The 13,879-nt window shown below is 67.5% G+C and carries 12 protein-coding genes; all 12 read left to right on the top strand.

Features of this window, described 5'->3' with window-relative positions:
- The first annotated feature begins 142 nt into the window (after nucleotides 1-142).
- The 12 genes from QW881_RS28565 to QW881_RS28620 all read left to right on the top strand — a co-directional run bounded on the left by QW881_RS28565 (nucleotide 143) and on the right by QW881_RS28620 (nucleotide 13,873).
- Nucleotides 143-1,153 carry a branched-chain amino acid ABC transporter permease gene (locus QW881_RS28565; protein WP_315758254.1) on the top strand — a complete coding sequence of 337 codons (1,011 nt, stop codon included), beginning with the start codon at nucleotides 143-145 and terminating at the stop codon, nucleotides 1,151-1,153.
- Between the two features lies 1 nt (nucleotide 1,154).
- Nucleotides 1,155-2,243 (top strand): branched-chain amino acid ABC transporter permease, encoded by a 1,089-nt coding sequence (locus tag QW881_RS28570; protein ID WP_409999027.1) that lies wholly within the window; start codon nucleotides 1,155-1,157, stop codon nucleotides 2,241-2,243.
- Entirely contained in the window at nucleotides 2,236-3,018 is a 783-nt protein-coding gene (locus tag QW881_RS28575) for an ABC transporter ATP-binding protein (protein ID WP_315758253.1), read from the top strand. Before QW881_RS28570 ends, QW881_RS28575 begins: the two co-directional genes overlap by 8 nt.
- Nucleotides 3,011-5,230: an ABC transporter permease gene (locus QW881_RS28580; protein ID WP_315758252.1), complete on the top strand. Its 2,220-nt coding sequence runs from the start codon at nucleotides 3,011-3,013 to the stop codon at nucleotides 5,228-5,230. Before QW881_RS28575 ends, QW881_RS28580 begins: the two co-directional genes overlap by 8 nt.
- Nucleotides 5,231-5,234: 4 nt before the next feature.
- On the top strand, nucleotides 5,235-6,080 hold the full coding sequence (locus QW881_RS28585) for a phosphoenolpyruvate hydrolase family protein (protein WP_315758250.1): 846 nt from the start codon (nucleotides 5,235-5,237) through the stop codon (nucleotides 6,078-6,080).
- A 75-nt stretch (nucleotides 6,081-6,155) separates the two neighbouring features.
- Entirely contained in the window at nucleotides 6,156-9,050 is a 2,895-nt protein-coding gene (locus QW881_RS28590; RefSeq protein WP_315758249.1) for a flotillin family protein, read from the top strand.
- A 6-nt stretch (nucleotides 9,051-9,056) separates the two neighbouring features.
- Nucleotides 9,057-9,494 carry an SRPBCC family protein gene (locus QW881_RS28595; RefSeq protein WP_315758248.1) on the top strand — a complete coding sequence of 146 codons (438 nt, stop codon included), beginning with the start codon at nucleotides 9,057-9,059 and terminating at the stop codon, nucleotides 9,492-9,494.
- A gap of 4 nt (nucleotides 9,495-9,498) precedes the next feature.
- The gene (locus tag QW881_RS28600; protein WP_315758247.1) at nucleotides 9,499-9,942 is read left to right on the top strand and encodes an SRPBCC family protein; all 444 of its coding nucleotides are present in this window, start codon (nucleotides 9,499-9,501) and stop codon (nucleotides 9,940-9,942) included.
- A gap of 15 nt (nucleotides 9,943-9,957) precedes the next feature.
- Nucleotides 9,958-10,779 carry an FAD binding domain-containing protein gene (locus QW881_RS28605; protein ID WP_315758246.1) on the top strand — a complete coding sequence of 274 codons (822 nt, stop codon included), beginning with the start codon at nucleotides 9,958-9,960 and terminating at the stop codon, nucleotides 10,777-10,779.
- A 3-nt stretch (nucleotides 10,780-10,782) separates the two neighbouring features.
- Nucleotides 10,783-11,262, top strand: coding sequence for a (2Fe-2S)-binding protein (locus QW881_RS28610; protein ID WP_315758245.1), 480 nt, complete (start codon nucleotides 10,783-10,785; stop codon nucleotides 11,260-11,262).
- A 12-nt stretch (nucleotides 11,263-11,274) separates the two neighbouring features.
- Complete coding sequence (locus tag QW881_RS28615; protein WP_315758244.1) at nucleotides 11,275-12,849, top strand: xanthine dehydrogenase family protein molybdopterin-binding subunit; 1,575 nt, start codon at nucleotides 11,275-11,277, stop codon at nucleotides 12,847-12,849.
- Between the two features lies 1 nt (nucleotide 12,850).
- Entirely contained in the window at nucleotides 12,851-13,873 is a 1,023-nt protein-coding gene (locus tag QW881_RS28620; protein ID WP_315758243.1) for a xanthine dehydrogenase family protein molybdopterin-binding subunit, read from the top strand.
- The last annotated feature ends 6 nt before the right edge of the window (nucleotides 13,874-13,879 follow it).

The following is a 13,879-nucleotide window of genomic DNA, read 5'->3' on the forward strand; positions in this document are numbered from 1 at the left end:
CCGCTACACTCTTCGGAACGTGATCCGGAAAAGGATCCGACGAGGGAGGACGAGCGATGGCCGGCACACCCGGCGATCTTCGGCTGAATGCGCCTTTCCGCTGTGATGACGGATCCGTCCCTCTGACCATGAGGGAGGGACGATGAGCCTCTTCATCGAGCGTCACCCGATCTGGTCCCTCATCATTCTCCTCGCCTTGGCGCTGCTGGCGTGGCTGATCTTCGCCGTCTGGCCGCCGGGGCTTGAGGAGGCGATCGGTCGGAAGAAGGTGTTCCTGAGTGCGGTGTTCAACGGCATCACGCTGGGCGGACTGTATTTCCTGGTCGCGAGCGGGTTCACGTTGATCTTCGGCCTGATGCGAAACGTCAATCTTGCGCACGGCTCGCTCTATCTGCTCGGCGGCTATGTGGGCTACGGAGTGTCCGCCGCGACCGGGTCATGGATCCTCGCCTTCGCCGCCGCCTTCATCGTCGTCGCGGCCATCGGCGTTCTCTTGCAACTGCTCGTCTTTCGCCGCATGGAGGGGCAGGACCTGCGCCAGACCATGGTGACGATCGGCCTCTCGATCGTGTTCGCCGATCTGATGCTGTGGGCGTTCGGCGGCGACTTCTATCAGGTCCAGACGCCGGCCTGGCTGATCGGACCGGTGCAGCTCCCGCTGATGACGGCGATGAAATCGTCGGGTGAGGCGGTGTTCCTGCAGTATCCCCTCGTGCGGCTGGTGATCTTCTGCGGCTCGGTAGTGATCGGCGTCGCGATGTGGCTCGCGCTCAACCGCACCCGTGTTGGCATGATCGTGCGCGCCGGCGTCGATGATCGCGAGATCCTGGCGGCGACCGGCGTCCAGATTCAGCTCGTCTTCGTGCTGGTGTTCGCGCTGGGCGCGGGGCTGGCCGGCATTGCCGGCGTGGTTGGCGGAACCTTCCAGTCGATCTCGCCCGGCGAGGATACGCGCTTTCTGCTGGCCTCGCTGGTCGTCGTCATCGTCGGCGGCATGGGATCGATCCCGGGAGCTGCGCTCGGTGCGCTGATCATCGGGCTCGCCGAGCAGCTTGGCTCGGTCTACATCCCGACCTATGCGATCGTCGTGACCTTCCTGATCATGGTGCTGGTGCTGGCGCTGCGGCCCCAGGGCCTCCTGGCGAGGCGGTGAGATGTCGCTTTTCCAGGAGGCTCGCGCGCGGGAGAGCATGCTGGTAGGCGGCGCCGCACGGCAGCCGGCCGCGTGGTCGGCCACCGAGCAGCCCTGGGCCTGGGCGGTCGCGGCCCTGCTGCTGATCATGCCGCTGATCGCCAACGGCTTCTTCCTGATCGAGATCTTCGGCACCACCCTGATCCTCGGCACCATCGCGCTGAGCCTGATGTTCCTCGCCGGCTATGGCGGCATGGTCAGCCTGATGCAACTGACCATTGCGGGCTTTGCCGGCTACATGGTTGCCGTGTTCGGCGTCAGCGGCAACGCCAATATCAGCCTGGGCTGGCCGTGGTGGCTGGCGACGCCCATGGCGCTGGTGCTCGCGGTGCTGTTCGGCACGCTTGGCGGCGCGCTCGCGGTGCGTACCGAGGGCATCTACACCATCATGATCACGCTCGCGATTGGCGCCGCGTTCTACTACTTCACCAACCAGAACTGGGCGATCTTCAACGGCCACACCGGCATCAATACGATTGCGACGCCGCATTTCCTCGGCGTCGATTGGCGCATGGACATCGCGTTCTATTACCTGACGCTGGCGGTGGCCGCGCTGTGTTATTTCGTCGTGCTCTATCTGTCGCGCGCGCCATTCGGCCTGGCGCTGCAGGGCGTACGCGACAATCCCAGGCGCATGGCGACGCTCGGCTTCAACGTCAATGCGCATCGCATCGCCGCCCATGCGTTCGCGGCCCTGATCGCCGGCATGGGTGGCGTGCTGCAGGTCTGGAACTATCGGCAGATCTCGCCCGGATCGGTCGCGGTCGAGCGCTGCATCGACATTCTCATCGTCGCCGTCGTCGGCGGCATCACCCGGCCGGTCGGGCCGTATGTCGGCGCCTTCATCTTCGTCATCCTGCGCACCTTTGCGCTCGACTTCCTGGTCAAGGTCGGGCTCGACGGCAACCGGTTCCGGCTGCTGATCGGGCTCGGCTTCCTCGCCATCGTCTTCTGGTCGTCCGATGGCGTGATCGGTCTCTATGATCGGTGGCGCCGTCGCAGCGAGTCGTCGCAGACGCGGTCGCGTTCCGGAGGTCACGGCCATGGATAGGGTCGCGGACCGGCTCTCGGCGCTCGGCTCGACTGCAGCCCTCGAATTGCGCGGTGTCACGCGGATGTTCGGTGCGCTCGCCGCGCTGACCGACATCACGATCACGGTGCGGCCTGGGGAGCGGCGCGCGGTGCTGGGCTCGAACGGCGCCGGCAAGACCACCCTGTTCAATTGCGTGACCGGCGACTTCCTGCCGACCTCAGGCACGATCCGCTTCTTCGGCGAGGACATCACCGCCTTTCCGCCCTACGAGCGGATCCGCCGCGGGCTGCGCCGCACCTACCAGATCTCGGCGCTGTTCCTCGGCCTCTCGGTGCGCGACAATGTCTACCTGGCCTGCCGCGGCGTCTCGCGCGCGCGGCTTTCGATGCTGCGGCCCAGCGTCAACGATGCACTGATGCAGGCGACCGAACGCCTGATCGAGGCGGTGCATCTGACGTCAGTGCGCGATCAATTGGTGTCGGAGCTGGCCCATGGGCAGCAGCGCCAGCTCGAGATCGCGCTGGCGCTGGCCGGAGCGCCGCGATTCATCCTGTTCGACGAGCCGGCGGCGGGCCTGTCGCCGACCGAGCGGCGCGAGCTGGTCGAGATCCTGACGTCACTGCCACCGCATATCGGCTACATCATCATCGAGCACGACATGGACGTGGCGCTGCGCGTCGTCGAGAGCGTGACGATGATGCACAACGGCCGCATCTTCAAGGAGGGCGCGCCGCAGGAGATCGAATCCGATCCGGAGGTGCAGGAGCTCTATCTCGGAGGCGGTCATGAATGACATCCGCCGCTCCGCGCCTGCGCTCGAGGTCCGCGGCCTCGACGTGTACTACGGCCACTCCCATGCGCTGCAGGGCGTCGACCTCCGGCTCGACAGCGGCGTGTTCTCGCTGGTCGGCCGCAACGGCATGGGCAAGACGACGCTGTGCAAGGCCATCATGGGCCTGCTGCGGCCGTCCGGCGGATCGGTGCGGCTGCGTGGTGAGGATATCACCGGGCTCAATCCGGCGCGCATCGCAAGGCTCGGCGTCGGCTATGTGCCGCAGGGGCGGCGTCTGTGGCGCTCGCTCAGCGTCGACGAGCATCTGCGCCTCGCAGCCGGCCAGCGCCGCGGCGCCTGGACCGTCGAGCGCGTCTACGAGACATTTCCGCGCCTGGCCGAGCGGCGCAACAATGGCGGCGGCCAGTTGTCGGGCGGCGAGCAGCAGATGCTGGCGATCTCGCGCGCGCTGCTGACCAATCCGCAGCTCCTGATCATGGACGAGCCGACAGAGGGCTTGGCGCCGGTCATTGTCGCCCAGGTCGAGGAGATGCTGATCCGGCTCGGCCAGGACGGCGGCATGGCGGTCCTCGTGATCGAACAGAACATCGGCGTCGCCACGGCGATCTCGCCGCGCGTGGCCATCATGGTCAACGGCCGCATCAACCGCATCATCGACTCGGCCCGGCTCGCCGCCGATCGCGAGCTGCAGCAGCGTCTGCTCGGCGTCGGCCAGCATGCCGGCGACGAGACCGATCTCGGGACGGGCGAGGTTCAGGATGTGCCCGTCGCAGGTGCGGCGGTGCCAACGACGCCGAAAGCTGCGCCCGTCAAGGTTTACGTCTCTAATCCCGTGCTGCCGACGCGCTGGTCGCAGCCGGTGCCGATCGCGCAGATCGAGGCCAAGGCGCGCACGCTGTCCACCAGTGTGACCCGGCTCGACGAGGCAACTCGCCAGAGTCGCGAGGGCGCCGTGTCGATCGCGGCGGGCCCGCCGGCGGTGATCGTGGTCGGCACGCTCGACACCAAGGGTGACGAGCTGCGCTTCATCCGCGACATCGTCGCGGGCCACGGCCTGCGCACCCGACTTGTCGATGTCTCCACCAGCGGACGGCACGCGAGCTGCGACGTCTCGGCCCAGGAGGTCGCACTCAATCATCCCCGCGGCGGCTCCGCCGTGTTCGGCCCCGATCGCGGCGCATCGGTCACCGCGATGGCAGAAGCTTTCGCACGTTGGCTGCGACGGCAGGACAATGTAGCCGGCATCATCTCGGCCGGAGGGTCTGGGGGCACATCGCTGGTCACGCCGGGAATGCGCGACCTGCCGGTCGGTGTACCGAAATTGATCATCTCCTCTGTCGCATCCGGTGACGTCGGCGCCTATGTCGGGCCGGCCGACATCGCGATGATGTACTCGGTCACCGACGTCCAAGGACTCAATTCGATTTCGCGCGCGGTGCTGAGCAATGGTGCGCATGCGCTTGCCGGCATGGTGACGGCGCGCGAGCGGCAGTCCGCTGTCGCTGATCACACCCGACCGCAACGTCCCGCCATCGGCATCACCATGTTCGGCGTGACCACGCCGGCGGTGCAGAAGCTCACGGCCGAGCTGCGCGACGACTACGAGTGCCTGGTCTTCCACGCCACCGGCGTCGGCGGCCGCTCGATGGAGAAGCTGGTCGAGTCCGGCATGCTCGCCGGCGTGATCGATCTCACCACGACCGAGGTCTGCGACCTGCTGATGGGCGGTGTGTTTCCGGCCACCGAGGATCGCTTCGGCGCCATCATCCGCAGCCGCGTGCCCTATGTCGGCTCGGTCGGCGCGCTCGACATGGTGAATTTCGGCGCGCCCGAGACCATTCCCGAGCGCTATCGCGGCCGCAAGTTTCACGTTCACAACCCGCAGGTCACGCTGATGCGGACGACGGCGGCGGAGAACGCGCAGATGGGGCGCTGGATCGGCGAGCGGCTCAATCGCATGGACGGGCCGGTCCGGTTCTTCCTGCCCGAGAAGGGCGTCTCGGCGCTCGATGCGCCGGGCCAGCCGTTCTCCGATCGCGAGGCGGACGAGGCGCTGTTCCGCAGCCTCGAACAGACCGTGCGGCAGACCTCGAGCCGGCGCCTGATCCGCGTGCCGCATCACATCAACGACAACGAGTTCGTCGCGGCGATCGTCGGCGCCATCAGGCCGATGCTCGGGCGGCCGCCGGCGCGGCGCAGACAGGCGAGGTGAGGGGATGGCGAGATATGAGCGCGCACCGCTGCTGAAGAAGTTTCGCGACATGGTGCGCCGTGGTGTGCCGATCATCGGCGGCGGCGCCGGCACCGGCCTGTCGGCCAAATGCGAGGAGGCCGGCGGCATCGACCTGATCGTGATCTACAATTCCGGTCGCTATCGCATGGCCGGCCGCGGCTCGCTCGCCGGGCTGATGGCCTATGGCGACGCCAATGCGATCGTCGTGGAGATGGCGAGCGAGGTGCTGCCGGTGGTGAAGTCCACCCCAGTGCTGGCGGGCGTCAACGGCACCGACCCGTTCCGTGACATGGATGTCTTCCTCGATGAGCTGAAGACGCTCGGCTTCTCCGGCGTGCAGAACTTTCCGACCGTCGGCCTGATCGACGGCACCTTCCGCGCCAATCTGGAGGAAACCGGCATTTCCTACGCGCTGGAGATCGACATGATCGGGCGCGCCCATGACAAGGACCTGCTGACGACGCCCTACGTGTTCAACGAGGCCCAGGCCGCGGGCATGGCGATCGCCGGCGCCGACATCATCGTCTGCCATCTCGGTCTCACCACGGGCGGCTCGATCGGCGCGCAGACCGCGCCCAAGCTCGATGACTGCCCCGGCCTGATCGATAGCTGGGCCTCGGCTGCGCTCAGCGTCAACCCGGAGATCCTGGTGCTGGCGCATGGCGGCCCGATCGCGGAGCCGTCCGACGCCGACTTCATCATGAAGCACACCAAGAACTGCCACGGCTTCTACGGCGCCTCCTCGATGGAGCGGCTGCCGGTGGAGCGGGCGCTGACGGAGCAGGTGCGACATTTCAAGGCGATCAGCTCGCGGCCACGCCGCGTCTGAGGCGACAACACGAGATCCGGCAGCAACGGTGCACGGCGCCGCGCTCGCCGGACGGGAGACCGAGGGAGGAATGAGATGTCCGGGGTTCTGATCGGTGAGCTGATCCTTTGGCTGATCGTCGCGATCGTCGTCATCGTGGTCGCCGTCTACATCGTCAACTGGCTGTATCATCGCTCCTCGAAGGAGGTCTCCTTCGTCCGCACCGGCTTCATGGGGGAGCGCGTCGTGATCAATGGGGGCGCCTTCGTGCTGCCGTTCATCCACGACTATACGCCGGTCAACATGAACGTTCTGCCGATGGGCATCACGCGTGCGCGGCAGGACGCCGTCATCACGCGCGACCGGATGCGGGTCGACGTCGAGGCCGATTTCTACGTTCGCGTTCAGCCGACCCGCGAGGCCGTGTCGATCGCGGCGGCGACGCTTGGCCGCCGCACCCTCGAGCCGGAAAAATTGCACGCGTTGCTGTCCGGAAAGTTCATCTCTGCCGTGCGCGCGGTCGCCGCGGAGATGACCATGGAGCAGATGCACGAGCAGCGCGGCGACTACGTCTCGCGCGTCAAAGCGGCGGCGGCCGAGGCGCTGGCCCAGAACGGCCTCGAGCTGGAATCGGTCGCGATCACCGATCTCGACCAGACCGATCTCGAATTCTTCAACCCCTCGAACCGGTTCGACGCCGAGGGCTTGACACGGCTGATGGAGGACATCGAGAGCAAGCGCAAGCTGCGCAACGACATCGAGCAGGACTCGATGATCAAGATCCGCACCCGCAATCTCGAAGCCGAGCGCGAGGCGCTGGAGATCGAGCGGGAGAGCGAGACGGCACGGCTGGAGCAGGAGCGCGACATCGAGATGCGCCGTGCCTTGCAGCGGACGGAGGTCGCGCGCGAGCGCGCGCTGCGCGAGACCGAGGCCGAGCAGGCACAGATCATGGCGCGGGAGGCGATCGAGAAGTCCCGCATCGCCAACGAGCTGACGATTGCGGAGGCGCGAATCGCGGCCGAGCGCGACACAAGGCAGCGGGAGATCGAACGTACGCGGGCGGTCGAGGAGCGCGAGCTGCTGGCGCGCGAGGACATCGAGAAGGCGCGGATCGCCAACCAGCGTGCGATCGATGCCGCGCGCATCGAATCCGAGCGGGAGGTGCGCCAGCGCGACATCGAGCGGACGCGTACCATCGAGGAGGCCGAGATTGCGGCGCGCGAGGCCGTGGAGAAGGCGCGGATCCAGCAGGATCGCGTGGTCTCGGATGCGCGCATCGCCAACGACGAGGAGACACGCCGCCGCGAGATCGAGCGCACCCGCGCGATCGAGGAGGCGGAGATCGCGGCGCGCGAGGCGACCGAGAAGGCGCGGATCGCGCAGACCATGATCGTGAACCTGGAGCGCATCAGCTCCGACGAGCGGACGCGCGCCACCGAGATCGCCCAGGTGCGCAACATCCAGGAGGCCGAGATCGAGGCGCAGAAGGCGGTCGAAGCCGCGCGCATTGCGCGTGAGCAGGTGCTGTCCGCAGAGCGCATCGCCGCGGAGCATGCCACGCGCAAGCTGGAGATCGAGCGCAACCAGGGGATCGAGATCGCCGGCATTGCCGCCCGCGAGGCGACGGAGGCCAGCCGCATCGCGCAGGAGGAACGCGTCCGAGCGCTGGAGATCGCGCGCATCCGGACCATCGAGGAGGCCGACATCGCCTCGCGCGAAGCGATCGAGGCGGCCCGTATCGCGCAGGAACAGGCTGTCGCCGAGAAGCGCATCCGCTCCGAGAAGGAGACGCGGAGCCTGGAGATCCAGCGCACCGAGGCCGTCGAAGCCGCGGATTTGAAGCGGCGCGAGGCCGTGGAGCGGCGCCGCATCGAGGTCGAGCTGGCGCTGGAGGCTGAGCGCATCGCCTCGTCGCGGACGCGCGAGGTGCTGAACATCGATCAGAAGAAGGCGATCGAGCTCGCCGATGAGATCAGGGTGATTGAGCTCGCCGCCAAGCGCGCTGAGCGCATCGATGCCGATCGGCAGGTCAAGGAAGCCGAGATCGTCGCGCGCAAGCAGGTCGAGACTGCGGACGTGTCGCGCGAACAGGCGCTGGAGGCTGTCCGGCTGGAGCGCCGCCGCGCCATCGAGCAGCTCGAGGTCGCGCGTGTGCAGTCGCTGCAGGAGGCCGAGATCGCCGCCCGCGAGGAGGTGGAACGCGCCCGCATCGCCTCCGATCGCGGTCTCGACGAGGCCCGCATCGGCCGCGAGCGCGAGCTGCGCAAGCTCGAAGTGAACCGCGAGAAGGACGTCGAGACGGCGCTGATGGAGAAGGCGATCGCGCTGTATCAGAAGTCGCTGGAGGAATCCGCGGCCAAGGTCGCCGCCGAGGAGGCGCGCACGCGTGCCACCGAGGCAACGGAAAAGGTGATCACTGCGCGCGAGAGCGAGATCGCCCGCCGGCGCAAGACCGTGGAGGTGCTGATTGCCGAAAAGCAGGCGGAGGAGACCCGGATCGCCGCCGAGGCCGAGCGGGTCCGCGCGGCTGTCGAGGCGGAAGCGCAGAAGCTGCTCAACGAGGCCGAGAATGTGCTGACCGACCAGGCGCGCTACTCGCTGTTCAGGCGCAAGCTGCTCGACCGGATCGAGGGTATCGTGCGCGAGAGCGTCAAGCCGATGGAGAAGATCGAGGGCATCCGGATTCTCCAGGTCGACGGCCTGAACGGCAATGGCGGAGGCGGCAATGTCGGGCGCAGCGCGACCGACGAGGTGATCGACTCCGCGCTGCGCTATCGCGTGCAGGCGCCGCTGATCGACTCCATCCTCGCCGACATCGGCGTCGAGGGCGGCAGCCTCGCCAAGATGCCCGGCCTGATCCGCGAAGCCAGGGACATGCAGGGGATCCGCAAGGACACCGCGGCGCGCAAGGATGCCGGAGGTGGCGCGGGTGAGGGCGGCGGCCCATCCGAGCCGCCGTCGGATCGCGGTCCGCGCAAAAAGGGGTGAGGCACCATGGCGAGGGTCTACGTCTCCACCGTCGTGAGCGCCCGCAACGATCGGGTGTGGGCGCGCGTCCGCGACTTCAACGGCTTGCCGAACTGGCATCCGGCGATTGCGGAGAGCCGGATCGAGGGCGGTGAGCCCGCCGACAAGATCGGCTGTGTCAGGGACTTCCGCTTACGCAACGGCGACCGCATCCGCGAGAAGCTGCTCGGCCTGTCCGACTACGACATGTTCTGCACCTATTCGATTCTGGAATCGCCGATGGGGGTGACGAACTACGTCGCCACCTTGCGGCTGACCCCCGTCACGGATGGCGATAAGACCTTCCTGGAATGGACCGCCGAGTTCGACTGCGCGCCGGAGCGCGAGGCCGATCTCGTCGCCTCGATCGGCGGCGGCGTGTTTCAGGGCGGCTTCGATGCGCTCAAGCGCGCGTTCGGAGGCTAACGCCGTGCCGCACGTCGTCAAGAGCACCATCATCGATGCGCCGACGGAGGCCGTGTGGGAGGTGCTGCGCGACTTCAACGGCCATGACCGCTGGCACCCGGCGGTCGCGACGTCGGCGATCGAGCGTTCGCAGACGTCTGACAAGATCGGCTGTGTCAGGCGCTTCCGTCTCAAGGATGGCTCAGAGCTGCGTGAGCAGCTGCTGGCGCTGTCCGATCTCGAACAGAGCTTCAGCTATTGCCTGCTCGATACGCCGCTACAGCTGTTCAACTACGTCGCCCATGTCCGGCTGCTGCCGGTCACCGACGGCGACCGCACATTCTGGCACTGGGAAAGCCGTTTCACGACGCGGCCCGAACAGGCCGAGGCGCTGACTCGCATGGTGGCGGAAGACATCTACCAAGCCGGCTTCGAAGCGATCCGATCGCATCTGAAGCAGGCGGCATGAGGACGAGGTGAATCGATGCCGGTTACGGTGAAGACGTTTCAGGCCGCGAGCGAAGCTGCGTCTGCGCTGTCGTCGGACCGCGCCGCGCGCTATCTGGGCGGCGGCACGCTGGTCATGCGCGATCTCAACGAAGGCGACGTCTCGATCGCCACCGTGATCCGCGCCACCGATCGCGCGCTGCAGAGCATCGACGCCACGGGCGGGCGCATCCGGATCGGCGCCGGCGTCACCTTCGCCCGCGTTCTGGCCGAGCGCGAGCTGTCCTTCCTGCATCCGGCGGCGCGCTCGATCGGCGGCCCGGCGGTTCGCAACATGGGCACCGTCGGCGGCAATCTGTTCGCGCCGGCGCCGTTCGGCGACTTCACGGTGGCGCTGCTGGCGCTCGACGGCATGGTCTCGCTGCAGGGCGGCTTTGGCGTCCGGGATATGCCGATCGAGGATTTCCTGCAATCGCGCGACCGCCAGGGTGCTGCGCTGGTGGTCGCCGTGTCCTGCATCAGGCCGGCGTCATCAGATGCGTTCCGCTATCGCAAGATCGCGCGCATCAAGCCGAAGGGCGGATCGGTGATCACGCTCGCGGCGCATCTTCCACAGAGCGGCGGTCGCGTGACCGGCGCGCGGATCGCGCTGGGATCGATGGCGCCGACCGCTGTTCGCGCCAAGGCCGCTGAGCGCGCGCTCGAAGGCCGGCCGCTCGATGCCGGCGCGATCAGCGCCGCCGCTGCGGCGGCAGCCGAGGGAACGGCACCCACGGACAATTCGCTGGCGAGCGCGTGGTATCGCCGCGAAGTGGTCGGCGTGCATCTGCGGCGGCTGCTGTCGGGACAGGAGAGCTAGACCATGGCCAAGACCCCACTTCAGTTCCGGCACAATGGTAGCGACGTCGCGCTGTTCGTCGACGGCGGCACCAATCTCCTGGTCGTGCTGCGCGAGATGATCGGCGACGTCACGCCGAAATTCGGCTGCGGTCAGGGCGGCTGCGGCGCCTGCACCGTGCTGATCGACGGCGACGCGCATCTGTCGTGTCTGACGCTCGCCGAAGCCGTCGAGGGCCGCGCGGTCGAGACGCTCGACGGTATCAAGAGCGGTCCGACCCTGCATCCGCTGCAGCGCGCTTTCGCCGAGGGTTTTGCCGCGCAATGCGGCTATTGCACGCCGGGCATGCTGATGGCGGCCAAGGCGCTGCTGGACAAGATCCCGCAGCCGAGCCGCGAGCAGGTGGTGGAGGCGATCTCCGGCAACATCTGCCGCTGCACCGGCTACGAGCCGATCATCAATGCGGTGCTGGCGGCAGCCGCGTCGCTGCGCGCGAGCGCCTGAGGGGAGATCGCCATGCTGGAACTGCGCAAGGACATCTTCGCCGACGAGCGCGACGACAATCTCAACGAGGTCGGCAAGGGCACGCAGCGCCAGGACATGCTGGGCCATGTCACGGGGACCTCGACCTATTTCGACGATCACAAGCTGCAGGGCATGCTGCATCTGAGGGTCGTGAGGTCGGCGCAGCCGCATGCCCGGCTGCGTCGCATCGACATCAGCGAGGCTGAGCGGAGCGAGGGCGTGCGGCGGGTCATCCGCGGCAGCGACGTGCCGCGCAACCTCAACACGTTGCTCAGCCTGATCAATTTCGGCAAGGACGATGAGCCGACGCTGGCCGTCGATAAGGTACGCTACAAGGGGGAGCCGATCGTTGCCGTGGTCGCGGATACGCCGCGCGCGGCGTACGAGGCGGCCGCCAAGGTGCGCGTGGACTACGAGACGTTGCCAGCGGTGTTCGACGTCGAGGAGGCGCTGAAGCCAGGCGCGCCTGTTGTCAACGAGACCTATCCGAAGAACACGTTCACTTATCACGACCGCTACGACCACCAGAAGCTGCGCTTTGGCGACGTCGAGCGTGGCTTTGCCGGCGCCGATCATGTCTTGGAACAGCGCTACCAGATGTCGCCGATCGAGCATGCGCCGGTCGAGACCAACGGCGCGATCGCAGCACCCGACACCAACGGCCGCTATGTCGTCTACACTTCGACCCAGGCGCTGTTCTTCTCGCTCGACACCTGCGCCAAGATTCTCGACCTGCCGTCCAACACCTTCCACTTCATCGGCGGCACCGTCGGCGGCGGCTTCGGCGGCAAGGTCGACACGCCGACCGAGCCGCTCGCCATTCTCGCTGCGATGCTGACGGGGCGCCCGGTGCGCTACGTGCTCGGGCGAGAGGAGGAGATGCAGTTCGGGCCGCCCCGCGGCGCCGAACGCATCTACGTCAAGGACGGCGTGATGCGCGACGGCCGCATCGTCGCGCGCCAGATCCGCGCGTATTTCGACTCGGGCGCCTACACGCGGCTGTCGAGCTACGCGGTGGTCAAATGCGCCGCGCACCTGCCCGGTCCCTACACGATCCCGAACGTCCATGGCGACATCTACTGCGTCTACACCAACCGCACGCCGGCCACCGCGATGCGCGGCTTTGGCATCACGGGCATGGACTTCGCGCTCGAATGCCAGATGGACAAGCTCGCGCATCTGATCGGCATGGACCCGATGGAATTTCGCATCCTCAACGCCTATCGCGACGGCGACATGAAGGCGCATCGCCGCGAGGCCAAGAACACGGCGCTGATCGAATGCGTGCAGGTCGCGGCCGAGAAGGCCAAATGGCCGATCCGCGAGGAGTTCCGCCGCATGTCATCGCGCAAGGATGGCGGCGGGGCGCGGGCGGCTGTTCCCTCCACGCCACGTGAGCCGGTGAGCGCGCGGCCTGCGCCGGCGCAGCAGCGCACGAGCTACGACCGAGGGCTTCCAGTTTCTCCACCTCCTGAGCCGCCGTCACCACCCCCACAGAGCCCGGCACCGGCTCCCGCACACGGCGCGACGCGGTTCTCGTCGGTATTCGGCACGAGGAGGCGCTGACATGACGAGGCACCGCGGCCGCGGCATGGCGGCGATCAACTATCCCATCGGCATGAATCTCGGCGGCGATCCGAGCCAGGCGCTGGTGCATTCCAATCCCAGTGGCAAGTTCACGGTGGCGCTGTCGTCGATCGATCTCGGGCAGGGCATGAAGTCGGTCACGCGGCAGATCTGCGCCGAGACGCTCGGCGTGCCGGTCGAGGACGTGTATGTCGACACCGCCGATTCCGACACCGGGCCGCACTGCATGGGCTCGTTCGCCTCGCGCGGCACCCATCGCGTCGGCAATGCCGTCATGGCGGCGGCCAAGGAGGCGCGCGGCGTCATGATGGAGGCCGCGGCCGAGGAGCTCGAGGTCAACGCCAGCGATCTCGAAACCGACGGCCGCGGCAACATCCACGTCAAGGGCGCGCCGCATCGTTCGATCTCGGTCAGGGACGTCGCCATCGCCGCCCAATTCCGCCAGGGCAAGACGATCTCCGGGCGCGGCATCTTCCTGGTGCCGCTGTCCGACGTCGATCCCGAGACCGGCGAGATGTCGCCGGCGACCTGCTACGCGCATGCCTGTCTGGTTGCGGAGGTCGAGGTCGACGACGAGACCGGCGAGGTCGGCGTCGTCAGGATGGACAGCGCCTTTGAGCTCGGGCGCGCGCTCAATCCGCGCCTGGTCGAGCAGCAACTGGTCGGCGGCGCCTGGATGGGCATGAGCCACGCGCTCTATGAGACGACCGAGCCGTATTATCCCGATCCCAAACAAGGTCCGCGCGACTTCGTCGAATATCTGATGCCGGGCCCGGGCGACATCTGTCCGCATGACATCGCCGTGCTGGAGCGGCCGGCGCCGGATGGCCCGTTCGGCGGCAAGGGCCCCGGCGAGATGTGCGCCAATCCGGTGCTGCCGGCGATCGCGAACGCGATTTTCGATGCGGTCGGCGTGCGCATCGACGAGCTGCCGATCACGCCGGAAAAGGTGCTGCGCGCGATCAAGGCCCAGGGCGGCGCGCGGCCGCAGACGCGACGGTGACGGCGC

This window comes from Bradyrhizobium sp. SZCCHNS3016 (assembly GCF_032484535.1).
Classification (GTDB): domain Bacteria; phylum Pseudomonadota; class Alphaproteobacteria; order Rhizobiales; family Xanthobacteraceae; genus Bradyrhizobium.